This window comes from Rodentibacter sp. JRC1 (genome assembly GCF_020521555.1).
In the GTDB taxonomy this organism is placed as follows: Bacteria; Pseudomonadota; Gammaproteobacteria; order Enterobacterales; family Pasteurellaceae; genus Rodentibacter; species Rodentibacter abscessus.
This window is the reverse complement of the sequence record NZ_BPWA01000001.1, coordinates 1,532,376-1,553,483: the sequence shown is the minus strand read 5'-3', so window position 1 is coordinate 1,553,483 and position 21,108 is coordinate 1,532,376. Positions and strand designations below refer to the sequence as shown.

The window sequence follows — 21,108 nt, the reverse complement described above, 5'->3', positions numbered from 1 at the left end:
ATTCTGTCACTCCGTTTTAGCCGTCTTATTGTAACAAAATAACCGACTTATTTTGTAGAAAATAACGTTATTGACTCCAAATGCCCCGTATGAGGAAACATATCGATCACCGCACTTTTTTCAATGTGATATCCGAAACTGCTTAAAATTTCCGCATCCCGCACTAAGGTTGCCGGATTACAAGAAACATACAAAATCTTTTCCGCCTTCAATTCACACAACGCATTCAAAGCAAAAGCAGCGCCACTACGCGGCGGATCAAGCAAAATTTTGTTGAAAGATTGCTTTGCCCAAATTTGATCGACAAAGGGTTGGTCAAGATCCGTTTGGAAAAATTCAATATTACTGATCCGATTTCGTTTGGCATTTTGCTCCGCTTTTCGCACCATATCAAAAACGCCTTCAATTCCGACCGCACTTTTCACCTGTTTAGCGAGCGGTAATGTGAAATTTCCCATACCGCAGAATAAATCCAGCACACGATCCGTAGGTTGTAAATTCAACCAATCTAAGGCAGTTTCCACCATTTTTTCGTTAAGTGTGCGATTAACTTGAATAAAATCGCGAATATCAAAATGCAACTTGATGCCATCGACAAATTGATAATAAGGTGCTTCACCATAAACCCGTTCAATCCCTATATCACTTTGAAAAAAGAGCATTAAATGCTCCCGTTCGGCAAAATTGAGCAGTAAAGTGCGGTCAGTTTCGGTAAGATTTCCTTTATAACGCAATAACATTGCCACACCATTATCCGCTGCAACCAATTCAATATGTCCAAGTTGTTTTGGAGTGGAACAGGCCTGTAAAAGTGCGGTCAATTTCGGCAATAAATTATTGAGACGGGGTTCTATCACTTCACAAGATTGTACGGAAATAAGATCCTTCGTATTTTTCCTCCGAAAGCCCATTTCAAGACATTTGGTTTTCAAATTAAATCCTAAGCTCAAACGCACACGGCGGCGATATCCCCAAGATTCACCGCAGATCATCGGCAGGAATGTTATCGGTTCTGCTTGAAGTTTGCTTAAACGTTTAAACAAAGCGGTTTGTTTGGCTTCCCGTTGCATTTGTATCGGGATATGCTGTCCTTGACAACCACCACAGTGAACATAATAAGCACAAGGCGGCTTAACCCGTTCTTTGCTTTTGTTGAACCACTTTTTGGCAACTGCCCTGCCATATTGACGTTTATCCTCAATGACAATACCTTCCACTTTTTCTTGCGGTAACGCATTTTCGATAAACCAAGTCTTGCCATTAATTTTCGCCACGCCTAAGCCTTGATAATCCAATTCACGGATTTCGGCAATGATATTTTGCGGATTTTTTGTTTTTTTCTGCTGAATATAAAGAAGTGCCATTATTTAAAAAATAAAATATTTTGAGTAAATAATTCTCGACTTTTAAGCGGTTTATCACCGAGATAAGGTTTTAATGCGATACGAGTAAAACGCTTTGCCGCTTGACGAACAACTTCATCGGAAAAATCAAGGGCTTCAAAAGCGATGAGATCACGCCCATAAAACGTCAGATTATCTTTCACCAATGAAGCGATAAACCCCTTCTCTTCCCGATAACGATAAGTCATTGTCGCCTCCACCGGCTCCCCCGAACCTGCGCAATGTAAGAAATCCACTCCATACCCTAATATTTGAAGTAAATTAAACTCAAATAAACGCAAGCCGGGTTCAACGTTGGATTCGGTTGCCAAGCCGGTTAAGCATTTGAGATAGTGTTGAAAAAGTTGAGGATTTGCCGTTTCAGGCTCAATCACACGGGTGAGCAGTTCATTCACATAAAAACCGCTATAAAGTGCGGTTTGTTGTAAAGGTAAAGCGATAGCGGCCGGTTCGGCTTTAGTAAGAATTTTCAAGCTACTTTTACCGCTCCAGCGTAACAATAAGGGAGTAAAGGGCTGTAACACCGATTTCCATGCGGAACGTTTTGCTCTTGCACCTTTTGCGAGGACGGTCAAACGACCACTTTCTTCGGTAAATAAATCTACCAATAAACTGGTTTCGCTATATGGGCGGCGATGAAGAACAAAGCCACGTTGAAGTTCGGTTTGCACGCCTTATTTTCCCAATACCGCATTTTTTAGCACGCATTGTTCGGCTAAAATTACGCCCACACTGGTTTTCAACGAGCTAAAATCATCGCGTTCCTGCCATGCCCAGCGAATATTACTATAATTATTACCACGTTCGGAAATTACCATGGTTAATCTTTCCGTCACTTCATTAAAGGTAACCGAAACACGTTTGAGGGTTTTCTTATTCTTCTTTTGCGTGCTATGTACCACACGAACTTCTTTGTTATCTTTACAAAGATACAGACTCGCCGAACCTTTCTGTGAGGCTTTATCCACTTTCTCCACCACCATTTTTTGCGGTTGAGGATCTTTTAATAGCGTATTTTGTGCGCAACTACCAATAAAAAGTGCGGTTGAAATTAGCAATGTTTTTTTTAACATAAACACCTGCTGAAATTAAACAAAAAGGGCGAACAATCGCCCTTAAAACTATTTTCTAAATTGATACGAACCGTCAGCTTGACGCACGAATTTAGCACCGTTGGATAAACGCAATTCGCTCACTCGACCTTGCGCATTCAGCGAAACCTGAACTTTATCCCCCGGTTTGAAACGACTTAACACATTACCTGCGCCGCTTGCTTTAGTCATCGCATTCACATCCGAGATATTAAGTTGATTATCACGGAAAACCTGCATTAAGGAGACACCTTGCGGAACGGTTAAGGTTTTAGTTGAAGTGACTGACGGCGTTGTTGCTTTTGCCGTACCTGTCGGTTTAGCATCCACAATTTGAACTTTCCGATCATTTTTCACTGTCGGCTTTGTTTCTTGAACTGTTACTTTTGGCTGCTCAACTTTTGTGACTTTCGCCGGAGTTTGAGCTTTTTTAACGACTTTCGGTTCTTTGTGCTCTTGGCGTACTGCTTTAACGTTATCACGAGAAACTTCAACCGCTTTTGGTACCGTTTTTACTTCTTGTTGCACAGGCGTAGGTTTAACCGTTTCTTGACGAGCCGGTGGAACAGGCATCGGTTGAGCGTTAATCTCTTGTTGAACCGGTGCGGCAGGGGTTTCAGAGGCTTTTACGCTATCTTTTTGTGAATCGCCCATATATTCCATTTTCCCCGGTGCCGATTCGCTTTGGGTTTGTTGCTCGGCAGTCGGTGCGTTTTGTGCCGGAACATTGTCTAATACTGTAGTTTCAACCGGTTGAGATTGATCTAAAGATTGAAATTGCACCGGAATTTCATTGCTGTTTTGTAGTTCGAAAGATTCCACCGTGTCGGAATTCGGCTTTAACGCAAAGAAAACGATTAATAGCAATACCAAGGCTAAAATTGCGATAAATAAACGGCGATGTTTTTCCGGTAAAATTTGTAATATTTTCCATTTTTCAGGGCGTTTCAATGCAGCTGTCGCTGCAGTTGCCCCGGCGGCTAAAGTCTCTTTTGCTTGCTCTGAAACGGAGGAAGCCGCCTCAACCGTTTGCTCCGCTTTATCTTCAACACTTTCAACGGTTGATTCCACCTGCTGAACAACTGCCTCCGTTGTTTTAGGCTCTTCCGCTGTTTTCGGCTCAGCCGTAAAACTTGCTTGTTGAATCGGTTGCGGCTCGACACTTTCTCCGAAAGTCGGCTCTTTACGCACATTAAATTGGGTTTCAATTGGCTCTTTACGACCAAATAAACCTGTCAAACCTTTTGCTTTATCAAGTAAAGATTCGTTATGTTGAATCGGCTTTCTCGGGATAACCGAATCGGTTTGGTTAAGACCGAGATCCAGTTCGTTTTGTGATTTATTTTCGTTTGATTGATTGTTATTCATTGCATTCACAGAGTTACCTCAATTAATCATTATCGGCAGTTTTTGTTCTTATCGCCAAGCACAAAAGTGCGGTGAAAAAATCCATTATTATGTAGCAGTTGCACAAAGAGAATTTTTATTTCCAATATTTATATTTATCGGGGGTAGGGTGCGTTAAGCTTTGCGTAACGCACCGTTTCATCAACCCTCTATTTCTATTGGTGCGTTACGGCTTCGCCTAACCGCACCCTACGATGATTTGTGCAACTGATACATAATACCGAAAAAATCGCACGTATTTTATCGGATCTTATGCGGCGTATAAAGTCTTATTTGGCTCACCGGCAATTTCCCGTGCCAATTTTGGGACTAAGTAGCCGGAGGTGAGCGATTGTAATTCTTTGTACAGGCTAACGGCTTTTGTATCATCAATAAAAAAATGACTCGCCCCTTGCACTTTATCAAGCAAATGCAGGTAATAAGGCAAAATGCCGATTTGAAACAACTTATCGCTTAAGTTTTTTAAAATCATCGCTTCGTCATTAATTCCTTTCAGCAAAACGGATTGATTAAGCAACGTAACATTTGCCCCTTTAAGTTTTTGCATTTTGTATGACAACCGTTCGTCAATTTCATTCGGATGATTAATATGCGTTACCATCACCACTTTCAAACGACTTTCCGCCAAAAGTAGGCAAAGCTTATCGGTAATCCGTTGCGGAATCACTATCGGCAAACGAGTATGAATACGTAAACGTTGTAAGTGCGGTAAATTTTCGAGGCGTTTTATTAGCCATTCCAATTCATCGTCTTTTGCCATTAAGGGATCACCACCGGAAAAAATCACTTCTTCAATTTCAGAATGTGTCGCAATGTAATCCAGCGCACCTTGCCAGCTTTTTTTATTACCGGGGTTTTCATCATAAGGGAAATGACGGCGAAAGCAATAGCGGCAATTTACCGCACAGCCTCCTTTCACCATAAACAACAACCGATTTTGATATTTATGCAAAATATTAGGGACGGCATTGGCATTTTGTTCTTCCAAAGGATCGGTAGAAAATCCCTCTGCCTGCAAAAATTCCAGCTCGGAACACATCACTTGCAAAAAAAGCGGATCATTGGGATTGCCTTTTTCTATTTTATCCACAAAGGGCTGCGGCACTCGAAGTGCGAAAAGTTTACGTGCGCTTAGGGATTGTTCAAAATGCTTCTCCGATAGATTTAACGTTTCAAGCAATAATTTCGGATCGGAAATCGCATTTTTTAGAAGAGTGAGCCAATTTTGCTCTTCTCTAATGACGGGTTCTTGGGGTAGAATACGCACTTTTCAAACCATCTCTATTTTTAGGATATTTCAAATATGGCTACATATACTACCAGTGATTTCAAACCGGGTCTAAAGTTTATGCAAGACGGTGAACCTTGCGTGATCGTTGAAAACGAATTTGTCAAACCGGGGAAAGGGCAAGCATTCACACGCACCCGTATTCGCAAATTAATTTCGGGTAAAGTATTGGATGTAAACTTCAAATCCGGCACTTCGGTGGAAGCCGCTGACGTGATGGATCTGAATTTAACCTACTCATACAAAGACGATGCGTTCTGGTATTTTATGCATCCGGAAACTTTCGAGCAATATTCAGCCGATGCAAAAGCCGTAGGTGATGCTGAAAAATGGTTATTAGATCAAGCCGATTGTATCGTTACCTTATGGAACGGCGCACCAATTACCGTCACGCCACCAAACTTCGTTGAATTGGAAATCGTGGATACGGATCCGGGCTTAAAAGGTGATACTGCAGGTACCGGCGGCAAACCGGCAACGTTAAGCACCGGTGCGGTGGTAAAAGTGCCGTTATTCGTTCAAATCGGTGAAGTGATCCGAGTAGATACCCGTTCCGGCGAATATGTCTCTCGCGTGAAATAATCATTTCCATAATTCCAAATAAAGAGCGGTCAAAAATTTATAAGATTTTTGACCGCTCTTCACTTTTTAGTCTATAAAAATCATCTTGTTATCTACTTAACAAAGAATATTTATTTTGATAAACTCCTTGCGCTTTAATGCTAACCAATTTTAATTATTAATAATACGAGGTCTCCTATGACATTAACAAAATTTGTTTTTACCGCACTAGCGGCATTAATGGTTTCCGCTTGCGGAAGTAGTGGCGGCGGTAGTAGTGATAATAAACCGCAACAAAATAACGCTTCAAACAATGCGCAGACAAATCCACCGGCCAATAATCAATCTCAGAAACAGGCACCGAACGGAGCAGGCGATAGCAATAATAATCAGCCAAAACAAAATAATGCTTCAAACAATGCGCAGACAAATCCACCGGCCAATAATCAATCTCAGAAACAGGCACCGAACGGAGCAGGCGATAGCAATAATAATCAGCCAAAACAAAATAATGCTTCAAACAATGCACAGACAAATCCACCGGCCAATAATCAATCTCAGAAACAGGCGCCGAATGGAGCAGGCGATAGCAATAATAATCAGCCAAAACAAAATAACGCTTCAAACAATGCGCAGACAAATCCACCGGCCAATAATCAATCTCAGGAACAGGCACCGAACGGAGCAGGCGATAGCAATAATCAGCCAAAACAAAATAACGCTCCAAACAATGCGCAAACAAATCCACCGGCCGAAAATCAATCTCAACAACCAGTACGAAGCGGAACAGGTGCAGCAATTGTAACATCAGGTTCTGATGATAACGTAAATATACGAATTGCAACACTAAATGATAGCGATCTAAGCGGAATAGATGTTGATGGATTCAAAATACCGATTGCTTTTCCCCATAACCATTCAGGAAGTTGGTTAGAAATTAATGACAAGATTACAGGATATTTAGAGGTATGTTGTTATGACTATTCAGACACCCGTTTTGGTGTAAAGGGTTCTCCGGATGAAAACAATAAGGGCTACATGTTCTACAATGGTAATCCAACCAAAGATATGCCGGCATCAGGCACGGCAGCTTATTCGGGGCAATCCATTATTGCTGTTTACGATGTTCCTGCTTTAGAGGATGAAGATTATTACCAAGGTACATCTAAATTTAACGTAGATTTTGGCAACAAAACATTAAAAGGTTCGCTTGATATTCAAAACATTCAGCCTGTGAACATTGATGCCAAAATTTCAGGTAACTCATTCACAGGAACGGCAAAATCAGACTCTATTCCATCATCCGGTGCGGTTGAAGGTAAATTCTATGGAGAGAACGCCAAAGAGATGGCGGGGTTAGCACTAGGTAACGATAAATCTTGGGGTGCCGCTTTCGGTGCACAAAAAAAATAATATAACACCTGTATTTATGGTTTAGTATTATAAAGCAAGCCTGAGAGCTTGCTTTATTTATATCTAAGAGAACAAAAATTAATGAAATTCAACAATATTTTCCTTTCAATCTTTTGCTCATTATTTACACTAAATGCAGCGGCGGAAATTGCTCAATCTAAAAATGACGAACAAGATGATCGCATTAATGTCGCCAAACCGATACTTCCACAACCGGAGGCACCGATTTCTATGCCAAAGGAAAAAAGTATCTCAATGAGCAGCGCCGAGCTACAACAATATCCCGATTTAATTATTCGCGGATTAGTGCCTGCGGTTTTACAAAATAATGCGAAAGCCGTAGAAATTTTACTGCCGCTTTATAAAAATTTACCCAATCAAGATCCCATTTTAGTTGCTTGGGCTGAGGCGATTATAGATCGTCAACAAGGCAATTTTTCAGAGGCGGTAAAACGTTATCGTGCTTTATTTAGCGGGCATTCGCATATCATCGCCTTACGTTATCAATTAGCACAGGCGTTATTCTTAAATAATGATAATGAGGCGGCAAAAGATCAATTTCAGAAATTACGTGCAGAAAATCCTTCACCGCAAACCATCCAATTCATTGATCAATATCTTTCCGCCTTAAATCAACGTGAGCAATGGAAACTAAATGGCGGACTAAGCTATTTAAACGAATCAAATATTAATAATGCCCCTAAAGCGGGTACAAAAATCGGCAATTGGGAAGCTTGGAAAAAAGAAAGCGCACAAGGATTTTCTTATTATTTGAATGCCGAAAAAAAATGGTCATGGGCGAATAATTTGTTCACCAAATTTCAACTCGAAGGACAAGGTAAATATTTTTGGAATAACAAAAAATATAATGAATTGAACCTTCGTGTTGGGGCAGGTTTAGGTTATCAAACCGCCCGTTTTGAAAGTTCGATTACGCCTTTTGCAGAAAAACGTTGGTATGGAGGCGGTTCATCAGGCAGCGATTCATTAAAACAATATTCTAAAAATGTCGGTATTCGTGCGGAGTTGAATTACTGGTTAAACGAAAAATGGCAAATTTCGACCGCACTTGAATATGGTGAACAACGCTATAATTGGCGCAAACATCTCAATGGAAATAACTATCTTTTATCAAATACCTTGCTTTATATGCCAAAGAGCGGACAATACTGGTTTGTCGGCGTAGATTATCATCGAGAAAATACACGTGATCGCGATAATGCCTATCAACGTAAAAACATTCGTTTAGGGTGGGGACAAGAATGGGCTTTAGGTATTTCAACCCGTTTAAGCCTAGCTTATGCAAGACGCACTTACAAAGACATTGATTTCTTTAGTATTCGTCAGAAAAATAATGAATATTTGACCGCACTCACATTATGGCATCGTGATGTTTATTTTTGGGGAATTACGCCGAAGCTAACCTGGTCTTATCAAAAAATAAAAAGCAATCATCCTTTTTATCGTTATGATAAAAACCGCATATATTTAGAAATGAGCAAAGCATTTTAGGAACTATTATGACTTTAACACAACGCTACAAACAAGCCGCTAAAGAAGCACGCTGGGCATTGGGGTTGACCATCCTGTATGTTATTGGTTGGTGTTTATGTGCTTACCTGCCCAAAGGCTCACTTGGCCCGATAGGTTTTCCCCTTTGGTTCGAACTCTCCTGCATTTATCTTCCGATTTTATTTATCGTCATCGGTTACTGGATAATCAAAATCATTTATCAAGATATCTCCCTTGAAGTGGAAAATAAGGAGAATAAACAATGAATCTTGGCATTATTCTTCCTTTAATTATCTACCTCACTTTTATCTTTGGTGCGGCGATTTATGCTTATGTTAAACGTACCAAAGGCAATTTTTTAACCGAATACTATGTGGGCAACCGCTCAATGACGGGGTTTGTTCTGGCAATGACAACCGCCTCAACTTACGCCAGCGCCAGCTCCTTCGTGGGAGGGCCGGGGGCGGCTTATAAATATGGGCTGGGTTGGGTGTTGTTAGCGATGATCCAAGTGCCTGCAGTATGGCTTGCCCTAGGTGCGCTCGGTAAAAAATTTGCTTTACTCTCCCGTGAAACCAATGCGCTCACCATTAATGATCTCTTCCTTTATCGCTACAAAAACAAATACTTGGTTTGGCTCGCCGGCCTTGCTTTATTACTCGCCTTTTTTGCCGCAATGACCGTACAGTTTATTGGCGGTGCGCGTTTATTGGAAACCACCGTTGGCATTTCTTATACCCAAGCCTTGCTGTTGTTTGCGTTGACCGTAGGCATTTATACTTTTATCGGCGGTTTCCGTGCAGTGGTTTTGACCGATACCATTCAAGGGACGGTGATGATTTTCGGCACATTAATTTTACTTGGCGGCACAATTTATGCTCTTGGCGGCGTAGAAAGTGCGGTCAATAAATTAACCGAAATTGATCCGGCGTTAGTGAGTCCTTATGGTCCGAACGATATGCTCGGTTTTCAATTTATGGCATCATTTTGGGTATTGGTGTGTTTTGGTGTAGTAGGTTTACCCCATACGGCGGTCCGTTGTATGGCATTTAAAGACAGTAAAGCACTCCATCGCGGTATGTTAATCGGTACGATTGTGCTTTCTCTCATTATGCTTGGAATGCATTTGTCCGGTGCGTTAGGGCGTGCGATTATCCCTAATTTGACCATTGCCGATCAAGTTATCCCGACATTAATGTTACAGGTTCTCCCGCCGATTGTTGCAGGAATTTTCTTAGCTGCGCCGATGTCTGCCATTATGTCCACCATCGATGCGCAACTCATTCAATCCTCCTCTATTTTTGTCAAAGATTTGTATCTTTCCACAAAACCGGAAGCGGCAAAAAACGAGAAAAAAATCAGTTATATTTCTTCAATTATTACCTTGATTTTAACCGCACTTTTAATCATCGCCGCACTTAATCCGCCGGATATGATTATTTGGTTAAACTTATTTGCCTTTGGTGGGTTAGAATCTGCCTTTCTTTGGGTGATCGTACTTGGTATTTATTGGGACAAAGCCAATGCTTACGGTGCATTAAGTTCTATGATTGTGGGTTTGGGCAGTTATATTTTACTCACACAACTTGGCGTAAAATTACTCGGTTTCCATCAAATCGTACCGGCATTGACATTCGGTTTAATCGCTTTCTTGGTAGGCAATAAATGGGGTGAAAAGCGAATGTTAAAAACATCGGAAAAAATGACCGCACTTTAGTGGGTAGGGTGCGTTAAGCTTTGTGTAACGCACCATTCCATCATTAAGCCTTATTAATTGGTGCGTTACGGCTTCGCCTAACGTCACCCTACAATAATTTGAACAACTGTTACATAAATGACAAAAAAATGACCGCACTTTTTACTAACTTAGGGTAATTAATTACCCTAGGATTCATCGGAGATTCTCACTATGATCTACCAAATTATCGCCCTCCTCCTTTGGAGCAGTTCATTAATCGCTGCAAAGTTTACCTATTCGATGATGGATCCCGTATTAGTTGTGCAAATGCGGTTAATCATTGCAATGTTTCTCGTCATACCGCTATTTTTACGCCGTTGGAAAAAAATTGATAAACCGCTACGTAAACAACTTTGGTGGCTTGCTTTCTTTAACTACACGGCGGTATTTTTATTACAATTTATCGGTTTGAAATATACCTCCGCCTCTAGTGCGGTAACGATGATCGGGCTTGAACCCTTACTTGTTGTGTTTGTCGGTCATTTCTTTTTTAAAGATAGTGCCAAATGGTTTCACTGGTTATTCGGTGCGTTAGCATTTATCGGGGTCGCCGTGATGATTAATGGCGGTCAACATAGCGAAGGTATTAATGAAATCAGCCTGCTTGGTTGCTTGTTGGTGCTTAGTGCCGGTGTTGTTTTTGCCTGTGTGCTACGTTGGACACAATCCGTGATTGCCAAAGTATCAGCCCAAGCCTACACCTCCGTGACTATTGTATTAGGTACCATCACCACGTTTCCTTTCACCTTGCTTCTTACCGAAAGCTGGGAAATCAATCTGACCGGTTACGGCATTGCGGGGCTCTTTTATCTTGCCATTGGGTGTAGTTGGCTGGCTTATTGGTTATGGAATAAAGGTTTAAATAGCGTTAATGCAAATCTTTCCGGCATTTTGGTTTCCCTTGAACCCTTATTTGGTATTTTATTTGCGGTGCTATTACTTGGCGAAACCCTTTCATTTTCTACCTTATTCGGCATCATGCTCATTATGTTTGCGACACTAGGCTCTACATTACTACCGAAATTTCTAAAAAAATCGGTATAATATGCGCTATTTTTTTAATAAGGAAAATATATGGCTTGGATTCAAATTCGCCTAAACAGCACTAATGAAAAAGCAGAAAAAATCAGTGATTTTTTAGAAGAAATCGGTTCGGTCTCCGTTACTTTTATGGATAGTCAAGACACTCCTATTTTTGAACCCTTACCCGGAGAAACCCGTCTGTGGGGGAATACGGATGTCATTGCACTCTTCGATGCAGAAACGGATATGGCGGAAATTGTCGATTCACTCAAACAAGCCGGACACTTAGATGAAAATACGGCATATAAAATCGAACAGATTGAAGACAAAGATTGGGAACGTGAATGGATGGACAACTTCCATCCGATGCAATTCGGCAAACGTTTATGGATTTGTCCAAGCTGGCGAGAAGTGCCTGATGAAAATGCCGTAAACGTAATGCTTGATCCCGGTTTGGCTTTTGGCACAGGTACGCACCCGACAACGGCACTTTGCTTAGAATGGCTGGATAGCTTAGATTTGACCGATAAAACAGTCATTGATTTCGGTTGCGGTTCCGGCATCTTAGCCATCGCAGCCCTAAAACTAGGAGCGAAAAAAGCTATCGGTATTGATATCGATCCGCAAGCCATTCTTGCAAGCCGCAACAACGCGGAACAAAACGGCGTTGCCGATCGCTTACAATTATTCCTCTCTGATGAAAAACCTACCGAACTCAAAGCAGATGTGGTCGTTGCCAATATTCTTGCCGGCCCATTAAAAGAACTTTATCCGATAATCAACCGACTTGTCGCGGAGGGTGGTGATTTGGGGCTATCCGGCATTTTAGAAACGCAATCGGACTCCGTCTGTGAAACCTATGCGCAAACTTTTGACCTTGACCGGGTTGCCGTGCGTGAGGAATGGTGTCGCATTACCGGCAAACAGAGAACAACTTAATCTCTTTTTGTCAATCAAAAAAAGTGTATTTTTTGAACAAATTTCACTTTTCAAACTAAGTCGAAATGCGTATCATAGCACGCCTTGTCGATTGTCGCCCTATTCGACAATAATTGGATTTAGGCTTGTTTAAAGGTGGTTAAAGTAAAATGCGAATCGGTTCATACCAATTAAAAAATCGTATTTTACTTGCCCCGATGGCAGGCATTACCGACAAACCCTTTCGCCGTCTTTGTGCCCATTATGGTGCAGGTTTGACATTTTCAGAAATGATGTCAACCAATCCTCAAGTTTGGCACACGGAGAAATCCAAACTGCGCTTAGCGCATAGTGAAGATCTCGGCATTAATGCAGTGCAAATTGCCGGTTCTGATCCGTTGGAAATGGCACAAGCTGCGGCGGTAAACGTAGAGTACGGTGCAGAGATCATCGACATCAACATGGGTTGCCCCGCTAAAAAGGTGAATCGTAAATTGGCAGGTTCTGCTCTACTACAATTCCCCGAATTGGTAGAAAAAATTCTACAAGAAGTGGTGAATGCCGTTGATGTGCCGGTAACCTTGAAAATTCGCACCGGCTGGGATAAATCCAATCGAAACTGTATACAAATCGGCAAAATTGCCGAACAATCCGGTATTCAGGCTTTAACCATTCATGGACGAACGAGAGAATGTCTTTTTGAGGGAGAAGCCGAATACGAAAATATTCGTGCAGTCAAACAAGCCATCTCAATTCCGGTAATTGCAAATGGTGATATTGATTCTGCCGAGAAAGCAAAAGCGGTGCTTGATTACACAGGTGCCGATGCAATAATGATCGGTCGCGCAGCATTAGGTAATCCTTGGTTATTTCAATCGATGGAAAGCTTAATTGAGCGGGATTCGATAATTCAACCACCAAGTTTATGTGAAAAGTGCGGTCAAATTTTACGCCATATTCAAGAATTACATCAATTCTATGGTGAACAAAAAGGCTACCGAATCGCACGCAAACACGTGGCTTGGTATTTACAGGGAATTCAACCCGATTCCGTTTTTAGACAGACTTTTAACGCAATCAGTGATCCGAAAGAACAACTTATTGTGTTGGAAGATTTTTTAAATTCAATTTTGGATAAAGAAAAATGTTAGAACAACAACGTAATCCGTCCGAAGCGTTAACCGTTTCAGTTTTAAACGCTCAATCACAAGTTACCAATAAACCATTACGCGATTCAGTAAAACAAGCATTACGCAATTACTTATCACAATTAGATGGTCAAGATGTGAATGATCTTTACGAATTAGTATTAGCGGAAGTTGAACACCCGATGTTAGATATGGTTATGCAATATACTCGCGGTAACCAAACACGTGCTGCAAATATGCTCGGCATCAACCGTGGTACGTTACGCAAAAAATTAAAAAAATACGGTATGGGTTAATGCCCTACGCCATCAAAAAGACGAACATTTGTTCGTCTTTTTTGTTTTTGGATCGCCGGAAAAATAACGCTATTATGTATCAAGCGCACAAATCACCGTGGTGCGTTAGGCAAAGCCATAACGCACCAATTAACACGATTTAATGATGAAATGGTGCGTCGCCCTTAGGGTCGGCAACTTGTTGCTCACCATTGAAATTCCCTCCTTGAATCGGTGGGCAAAAATTTGCCCGCCCTACTTTTCTAAAAATTTTTCGGCTGTGTTAGAATTTGCCAAAAATTTGAGGAAATTATGACAACTTGGATTACCCCGCCCTTTCTCACTTTACTTGGTATCTCACTTTTTATCTTGATTATTCTTGGTTTTTTGTTGGCGCGCCGCACCCGTGATGTGCAGGAATTACAGCAAGATTTAAACAAAGCCAACTTGGATTTCAATCAACTTGCCGAACGTTTTGATGTGCTGAACCAACAAAAAAATCAATTGGAGCAGCAAACTGTCAAGGCTCAAACGGAAAGTGAAGGGTTGCAAATTCGTTTGAATGAACGGGACGAAAAAATCAGCTATCTCAGCAAAGAATTAGATGAAGAACAAAATCGGAACGATCAAATCGGCTCACAAATCACCGCATTAAAAGAACGTTTCGGTATTGCTTCGGCACAAGCGGAAAGTCTCGAAAACCAATTACAACAAAGCCAAAACCATTTATCCCGTAAAGAACAAGAGGTGCAAAATTTAACAGAAAAATTGACTGCACTTTCGCAAGAACTCACGGCATTGAAAACCACTCTTGCCGCAAAAGAGAAGCACTTTACCGAGCAACAACAAAATATCGAGCAATCCAAACAGCAACTGAGTATTGAGTTCCAAAATCTTGCCAATCGTATTTTGGATGAAAAAGCCCGTTCTTTTAACCAAACCAATCTCACTACATTGGAGACCTTGTTAAAACCCTTCCGTGAACAAATTGAGGGTTTTCAAAAACGTGTAAATGAAATTCACTCGGAATCGGTGAAAGGCAATGCCGGCTTGGAAGCGGAAATTAAAAAAGTGTTGGAAATCGGATTAAATATGTCGCAACAAGCCAACAATCTGACTTCCGCCCTCAAAGGGGAAAAGAAAACCCTTGGTAATTGGGGAGAAGTGCAACTGGAACGCACGCTTCAACTTGCGGGCTTAATTGAAAACGTGCATTACCGTGCACAAGCTCATTTTAAAGATGAACAGGGCGGACGGAATTATCCCGATTTCGTTTTAAATTTGCCGGATAATAAAAACATCATCATCGACAGTAAAATGTCGCTGGTTGCCTATGAAAGTGCGGTCAATTCTGAGGAAGATTTTGAGCAGGAACGCTTAATGAAAGAGCATATAAAAGCCCTGAAAAATCACATTGATGATCTTCACAAAAAGGATTACAGCAACTTAATCGGTATGCGTAGCCCAAATTTTGTATTGATGTTTATCGCTGTTGAACCGGCATATATTGAAGCCTTAAAATTAGATCCGAGCCTTTTCAATTATGGCTATGAGAAAAATGTCATTATGGTATCACATACCACGTTAATGCCGATTCTGCGTACGGTTGCCAACCTATGGCGTATTGAACGCGGCAATGCGGAAGCAAAAGAAATCGCTGAAAAAGCCGGTGAAATTTATAATCAAATTTGCTTGGTTGCAGAGCGATTAAATAAACTGGGTAACACGCTTTCTACCGTCAGCAATCAATATAACAGCACGGTTACCGCATTGGTCGGTCAGCAAGGTTTAGTGGGTAAAGTAGAACGTTTTAAAGATTTATCCGCTAAGGCAAACAAAGTGATGCCGAATATAGAACTATTACATAATGATGTGGATTTAAGCCGTTTATCACTGATGACACAGGATGAAAAATAATATATTGAGGCTTGCTATTTTCAAAAAAACTGCTATTTTTTGGCGGTTTTTTTATTTAATTCACGCTAATTTAGGAAAAATGAATGGAACAGCAAAAATCACCCGATCCCTATGCAAAATATAATCGCCAATCTAACGCAATCAGCAAAATTATTTTTGCCAGCCGTTGGTTACAATTACCGATTTATCTCGGTCTTGTTGTTGTGCAAGGGATTTACGCCTACAAATTTATGAAATCCCTTTGGCATCTGATTACCAATATCAATGAAATGGACTCCAATACCATTATGCTTGCCGTGCTAAATCTGATTGATGTTGTGATGATTGCCAATTTGCTGGTGATGGTGACGATTGGCGGCTATGAGATTTTCGTCTCAAAACTGAAAACACGAAACCACCCGGATCAACCTGAATGGATGAGCCACGTTAATGCCACAGTGTTAAAAGTGAAACTCTCTATGTCGATTATCACGATTTCATCGATTCATATGTTACAAACTTTTGTCAATGTCAGTAACCTTCCGGAAAAAACTATGATGTGGCAGCTTTTCTTGCACCTTGGTTTCTTAGTCTCTGCAATTGCGTTGGCTTATACCGATAAAATTCTTTACAGTACCAGCCACAAAAGCCACTAATGCGTAAGATTCTTCCTCGTTCAAACGCCAACAAAAAAACCGTTGGCGTTTCCTTTAAATCACACAAGCCAAAGGTAAAAACACCCGTAAAAACACGGGTTATCATTTTTAATAAGCCTTTTGATGTGTTAACCCAATTCACCGATGAAAATGGGCGGACTACACTTAAAGATTTTATCTCTATCCCTCATATTTATGCCGCAGGACGGCTTGATCGCGACAGTGAGGGCTTGCTTATTCTCACTAATAACGGGGAATTACAACACCGCCTCGCTGATCCCAAATTCAAAACGGAAAAAACCTATTGGGTGCAGGTGGAAGGTGAACCGAGCGAGCAGGATTTGATGCCTTTACGTCAAGGAGTAGAGCTTAAAGACGGAATGACAAAACCGGCAAAAGTGCGGTTGATTTCAACACCGAATTTATGGCAACGTCATCCGCCTATCCGTGAGCGAAAATCTATCCCCACATCTTGGTTAGAAATTAAAATCACGGAAGGACGCAATCGCCAAGTACGCCGTATGACGGCTCATATCGGCTTTCCGACATTGCGTTTAATCCGTTATCAAATGGGCATATTATCGATTGCGGGATTGGCAAACGGAGAATATCGGGAATTGTCAGAAAGGGAAATTGAGAAATTATTCTTTAGGTTAAAAAGAAAATAAGGTTCGTTGAGCTTTCGTTACGCACCATTTCATGGTCATAATCGGTGCGTTACGGCTTCGCCTAACGCACCTACGATGATTGGTGACTTGAGTGAGCGACCAATCCTGCATTATCTAAAACATCGCTTGTGCATTTTCTACTTGAACAAAAAAGCCGCTTCCATTCAAAATCACACTATAATCCGTTTGATAGTTTTTACCGTTTGTTTGCACGAATGTATGGCAACTACGAATACCTTGCTGTGGATAATATTGCGTTTCACGGGTTTGGCTAAGCTGTTTTACCGTCATAGGTACACCGGTTGCTTTGCCTTGTTGTTTGAAAGCATCGGATAACACTTTAATCACTTCGCTATCTTGGCATTTCGGCACAATCACGGCTTTTTTTACTTGGCTAAGCGGTTTGGCTTTCGCAACATTGTTTTCTACCTTTTCCACTTTTTTCTCAGCTGATTTTTGCTGCATCAATTTTGCTTTATCTGCTTTTTTTGAAGATTTTTGAGCTGTGGATTTCACCTGTGATTTAGCCGATTTTTTATCCGTACTAACTTGTTTTTTCTCCAACTTTTTTTCTGATTTAGCAGATTGTTTCCGTGTCGTTTTTTGATTTTCTGCCTTGCTTTTCGTTTTTTTCTCAACAGATTTTTTCTCTGTTGTCTTTTTTAGCACTGCTTTCTTTGTCGTGATCTTTTTCTCCGCCGACTTTTTCACCTGTGTTTTTTTCGTTTGCTTAACACTTTGCTTTGTTGTGGTTTTTTGTGCGGGTGCGGCAATCGCTGTCACAGTAATGAAAGGCAATAACGCCAATAGCATCTTAACGAATTTTTTCATAATGTTCTCCTTAAACAAAAAGTGCGACCAAACTAACCGCACTTCATTCTCTCGTGAATTAAATTAAAACGGATACAAAACCGCAAGCCGTAGACATTTTTAAATTTAATTCACTATAAAATTCGGTATTTATATATCAGTTGCACAAAAAGAATTTTATATCCAATATTTATCGGGGTAGGGTGCGTTAAGCTTTGCGTAACGCACCATTTCATCATTAAATCCTCTATTGGTGCGTTACGGCTTCACCTAACCGCACCCTACAATATTTTGCGCAACTGCTACATAATACCGATAAAATTTTAAATTAAAGATAATAATGTTCTATATAGTTTAATTTATCATCAAGTTTTAACACTAACGGCTGACCGGTCGGAATTTCAAAATCCATAATTTCCGCATCAGAAATACCGATGATGTGTTTTGCCAATGCACGAAGCGAGTTACCGTGGGCCACCACTAAAACACGTTTGCCGGAAAGCATTGCCGGCGCAATTTGATCTTCCCAGAATGGCAATGCGCGTTCTAAAGTAATCTTTAAGTTTTCCGCATTAGGCACAACATCGGACGGAATGTTCGCATAACGGCGGTCATTATGCGCGGAATTTGGATCTTGCGGATCTAAATCCGGCGGAGAAATATCATAAGAACGACGCCAAATATGAACCTGTTCATCACCGTATTGTTCTGCCGTCGCTTTTTTGTCTAAACCCTGCAATGCACCGTAATGACGTTCATTTAAACGCCAGTTTTTCACTTGAGGAATCCATAATTGGTGAGATTCTTCCAACACGATGTTACAAGTTTTAATTGCACGCGTTAATACGGAAGTAAAGGCGATATCAAACTCATAACCGGCATCCAATAATTTCTTACCTGCCGCTTTGGCTTCTTCCACACCACGTTCGGTAAGGTTTACATCGCGCCAGCCGGTGAATAAGTTTTTCGCATTCCATTCACTGAAACCGTGACGAATAAAGACTAATTCCATAAGGATCTCCTAAAGGTCTGTTAATAAAAATAAACGGGCACTTTTATAGCAAAAAATCATTCGGTTTAAAAGCGAAAAGGCACGTTTTCCTGATCTTTCGCAAAAAATCAAGGGAGCCCGTTTTAGCGATCCTAAAATAATGCTACTATTCACACTCAATGTGAACAATATTAACTCCCCTTTGAATCTCTAGAATTTGATGTATGCAGTATTGGAAACCGAGCGCAAAAACATTTTCAAAAATGACCGCACTTTTAGCCTGTGGACTCATTATCTTTTCACCATTTGGCTATGGCAATAATCTCAATCAAATTCAACAACAAATCAAACAACAAGAGTCAAAACTTGCCGAGCAAAAACGTAAGCAGGCTCAACTTCAATCCACCTTGAAAAATCAAGAAAGCAAAATTAATTCTGTTGCCGGCGAACTGCGTGAAACGGAACTCAGTTTGAAAGAAATCCGCAAGCAAATCGCAGAAGCGGACAAGCAAATCAAGCAATTAGAGAGAAAAGAGCGTGAACAAAAAGCCAAACTGGCAAAGCAGATGGATGCAATTTATCGTTCGGGATTGAATCCCTCCGTGTTGGAACGAATGTTATCGGAAGATGCGAAAAAAGCGGCACGAATGAAAGTGTATTACGAACATTTAAACCAAGCCCGTATTGAAATGATTAATCATCTTCAAACCACGCAAGCACAAATCGTCAAACAAAAAGAGGCGATTTTGGAACAACAACAAAGCCATAGAGATCAGCTTTCCGTACAGAAAAAGCAACAGCAAGAATTAGAAAAAATTCAGCGTGAACGTCAATCCACTTTAAATGAAATCAATAAAAATATTAATAAAGATCAGAATAAATTAGAAAGTTTACGTGCAAATGAAGCCGCCTTGCGCCAAGAAATTCAACGGGCAGAACAAGCCGCACGCCAGCAAGAACAGCGTGAACGGGAAGCCTTGGCACAGCGTAAACAATCGGAAGAAAAACGTACTTCTAAACCTTATAAACCGACGGTACAAGAGCGTCAATTAATTAACAGTAGCAATGGTCTGGGTGCGGCAAAACGTCAGTATAACAAGCCGGTAAAGGGGTCGACATTATACGCCTTTGGTTCGACACAAGCCGGTGAAGCCCGTTGGAAAGGAATGGTGATTGCTGCTCCTAACGGCACTTCGGTTCATGCCATTGCAAACGGTCGTGTGATTCTTGCCGGGCCGCTAAACGGTTACGGTTATATGGTCATTATTAAGCACGGCGACAGTGATTTGAGTTTATACGGCTTTAACCAAGCGGTGTTTGTGAAGCCAAATCAACTGGTTTCGGCAGGTCAAACTATCGCTCAAGTGGGCAACACCGGAGAACTCTCCCGACCTGCCTTATATTTTGGTATTAGCCGAAAAGGCGTGCCGGTAAATCCTGCGGGATGGATAAAATAATGCATAAAATATTAAAAAGTGCGGTTAAAAATTTGATTCTTTTTTCGACCGCACTTTTCTCCTCACTTGTGAGCGCACAAAGCAAACTTGCTATTGTGATCGATGATATTGGCTATCACCCGAAAGAAGACGCTGCGATTTTCGCTATGCCGCGGGAAATTTCCGTGGCGATTATTCCCTCTGCACCTTATGCCAAAGCTCGTAATCAGGAAGCAAAAAATCAAGGTCGTGATGTGCTGATTCATATGCCGATGCAGCCGATAAGCCAAATAAAAATTGAGGAAGGCGGTTTATATTTAGGAATGTCGGCAGAGCAAGTAGCCGGCCGTGTTCAAATGGCAAAAGATACCGTAAATTATGCCATTGGTATGAACAATCATATGGGGAGTGCCGCTACGGCAGACAGCACATTAATGCGCCATTTAATGCAAGCATTAAACGAACAACATTTATTCTTTTTAGATAGCCGAACTATCGGAAAATCCGTTGCGGGTAAAATCGCAAAAGAGCAAGGTGTACGCTCGCTAGATCGCCACATCTTCCTTGATGACAGTAATGAATTTGCCGACGTTCAACGCCAATTTCAAGCCGCACTCCAATATGCACGAAAGCACGGCACGGCAATCGTTATCGGACATCCGCGCAAAAATACGGTGACGGTGTTACGGCAAGGTTTGGCACATTTACCTTCGGATATTCAACTTGTTGGGATGGGCAGTTTATGGCGCAACGAGCGTGTCATTCCAGCAAAACCCTTTATTTTGTTATTCAACGACACACCTGCACCGACATCTGAAGCACCCTATGAGCCGATACCGTTATTGCGGGGTGTACCGAAATAAAAGAAAATCGC

General features: G+C 41.2%; 21 protein-coding genes. 14 read left to right on the top strand and 7 right to left on the bottom strand.

Annotated elements, in window-relative coordinates:
- Positions 1-47: 47 nt before the first annotated feature.
- The 5 genes from rlmD to epmB form a co-directional block, all read right to left on the bottom strand.
- Positions 48-1,364 (bottom strand): 23S rRNA (uracil(1939)-C(5))-methyltransferase RlmD, encoded by a 1,317-nt coding sequence (rlmD, locus tag HEMROJRC1_RS07200; protein ID WP_226692282.1) that lies wholly within the window; start codon positions 1,362-1,364, stop codon positions 48-50.
- The gene (recO, locus tag HEMROJRC1_RS07195) at positions 1,364-2,074 is read right to left on the bottom strand and encodes a DNA repair protein RecO (protein ID WP_226692281.1); all 711 of its coding nucleotides are present in this window, start codon (positions 2,072-2,074) and stop codon (positions 1,364-1,366) included. Before recO ends, rlmD begins: the two co-directional genes overlap by 1 nt.
- Before the next feature lie 3 nt (positions 2,075-2,077).
- Entirely contained in the window at positions 2,078-2,476 is a 399-nt protein-coding gene (locus HEMROJRC1_RS07190) for an Opacity-associated protein OapB (RefSeq protein ID WP_226692280.1), read from the bottom strand.
- 48 nt (positions 2,477-2,524) lie between these two features.
- Positions 2,525-3,862 (bottom strand): opacity-associated protein OapA, encoded by a 1,338-nt coding sequence (gene oapA, locus HEMROJRC1_RS07185; RefSeq protein WP_226692279.1) that lies wholly within the window; start codon positions 3,860-3,862, stop codon positions 2,525-2,527.
- A gap of 289 nt (positions 3,863-4,151) precedes the next feature.
- Complete coding sequence (gene epmB, locus HEMROJRC1_RS07180; protein ID WP_226692278.1) at positions 4,152-5,168, bottom strand: EF-P beta-lysylation protein EpmB; 1,017 nt, start codon at positions 5,166-5,168, stop codon at positions 4,152-4,154.
- Positions 5,169-5,204: 36 nt separating this feature from the next.
- Between epmB and efp the strand changes: the two genes are divergently transcribed.
- The 12 genes from efp to HEMROJRC1_RS07120 all read left to right on the top strand — a co-directional run bounded on the left by efp (position 5,205) and on the right by HEMROJRC1_RS07120 (position 16,997).
- A complete protein-coding gene (efp, locus tag HEMROJRC1_RS07175; protein ID WP_005544066.1) occupies positions 5,205-5,771 on the top strand; it encodes an elongation factor P in 567 nt (188 codons plus the stop codon).
- A gap of 177 nt (positions 5,772-5,948) precedes the next feature.
- Positions 5,949-7,163 carry a Slam-dependent surface lipoprotein gene (locus HEMROJRC1_RS07170; protein ID WP_226692277.1) on the top strand — a complete coding sequence of 405 codons (1,215 nt, stop codon included), beginning with the start codon at positions 5,949-5,951 and terminating at the stop codon, positions 7,161-7,163.
- Between the two features lie 81 nt (positions 7,164-7,244).
- Positions 7,245-8,675, top strand: coding sequence for a surface lipoprotein assembly modifier (locus HEMROJRC1_RS07165; RefSeq protein ID WP_226692276.1), 1,431 nt, complete (start codon positions 7,245-7,247; stop codon positions 8,673-8,675).
- Between the two features lie 8 nt (positions 8,676-8,683).
- Positions 8,684-8,941, top strand: a complete 258-nt coding sequence (locus tag HEMROJRC1_RS07160; protein WP_226692275.1) for a YhdT family protein — start codon at positions 8,684-8,686, stop codon at positions 8,939-8,941.
- Entirely contained in the window at positions 8,938-10,392 is a 1,455-nt protein-coding gene (gene panF / locus HEMROJRC1_RS07155) for a sodium/pantothenate symporter (RefSeq protein ID WP_226692274.1), read from the top strand. The genes HEMROJRC1_RS07160 and panF overlap by 4 nt, the downstream gene beginning before the upstream one ends.
- 192 nt (positions 10,393-10,584) lie before the next feature.
- Entirely contained in the window at positions 10,585-11,457 is an 873-nt protein-coding gene (locus HEMROJRC1_RS07150) for a DMT family transporter (protein WP_226692273.1), read from the top strand.
- A gap of 30 nt (positions 11,458-11,487) precedes the next feature.
- Positions 11,488-12,375 (top strand): 50S ribosomal protein L11 methyltransferase, encoded by an 888-nt coding sequence (prmA, locus tag HEMROJRC1_RS07145; RefSeq protein WP_226692272.1) that lies wholly within the window; start codon positions 11,488-11,490, stop codon positions 12,373-12,375.
- Positions 12,376-12,524: 149 nt separating this feature from the next.
- Entirely contained in the window at positions 12,525-13,505 is a 981-nt protein-coding gene (dusB, locus tag HEMROJRC1_RS07140) for a tRNA dihydrouridine synthase DusB (RefSeq protein ID WP_226692271.1), read from the top strand.
- Positions 13,499-13,798: a DNA-binding transcriptional regulator Fis gene (gene fis / locus HEMROJRC1_RS07135; RefSeq protein ID WP_194812898.1), complete on the top strand. Its 300-nt coding sequence runs from the start codon at positions 13,499-13,501 to the stop codon at positions 13,796-13,798. Before dusB ends, fis begins: the two co-directional genes overlap by 7 nt.
- Positions 13,799-14,089: 291 nt before the next feature.
- Entirely contained in the window at positions 14,090-15,694 is a 1,605-nt protein-coding gene (gene rmuC / locus HEMROJRC1_RS07130; RefSeq protein WP_226692270.1) for a DNA recombination protein RmuC, read from the top strand.
- An 83-nt stretch (positions 15,695-15,777) separates the two neighbouring features.
- Complete coding sequence (locus HEMROJRC1_RS07125) at positions 15,778-16,329, top strand: TIGR00645 family protein (RefSeq protein WP_226692269.1); 552 nt, start codon at positions 15,778-15,780, stop codon at positions 16,327-16,329.
- Entirely contained in the window at positions 16,329-16,997 is a 669-nt protein-coding gene (locus HEMROJRC1_RS07120) for a pseudouridine synthase (RefSeq protein WP_226692268.1), read from the top strand. Before HEMROJRC1_RS07125 ends, HEMROJRC1_RS07120 begins: the two co-directional genes overlap by 1 nt.
- Before the next feature lie 114 nt (positions 16,998-17,111).
- Here HEMROJRC1_RS07120 and HEMROJRC1_RS07115 read toward each other — a convergent pair whose 3' ends face one another.
- Together HEMROJRC1_RS07115 and HEMROJRC1_RS07110 are read right to left on the bottom strand one after the other, a co-directional pair.
- Positions 17,112-17,828, bottom strand: coding sequence for a hypothetical protein (locus HEMROJRC1_RS07115; protein ID WP_226692267.1), 717 nt, complete (start codon positions 17,826-17,828; stop codon positions 17,112-17,114).
- Positions 17,829-18,135: 307 nt separating this feature from the next.
- On the bottom strand, positions 18,136-18,819 hold the full coding sequence (locus tag HEMROJRC1_RS07110; RefSeq protein WP_226692266.1) for a 2,3-diphosphoglycerate-dependent phosphoglycerate mutase: 684 nt from the start codon (positions 18,817-18,819) through the stop codon (positions 18,136-18,138).
- 203 nt (positions 18,820-19,022) lie between these two features.
- Here HEMROJRC1_RS07110 and envC point away from each other — a divergent pair, with 203 nt between their 5' ends.
- Complete coding sequence (gene envC, locus HEMROJRC1_RS07105) at positions 19,023-20,255, top strand: murein hydrolase activator EnvC (protein ID WP_226692265.1); 1,233 nt, start codon at positions 19,023-19,025, stop codon at positions 20,253-20,255.
- Complete coding sequence (locus tag HEMROJRC1_RS07100; protein WP_226692264.1) at positions 20,255-21,097, top strand: divergent polysaccharide deacetylase family protein; 843 nt, start codon at positions 20,255-20,257, stop codon at positions 21,095-21,097. Before envC ends, HEMROJRC1_RS07100 begins: the two co-directional genes overlap by 1 nt.
- The last annotated feature ends 11 nt before the right edge of the window (positions 21,098-21,108 follow it).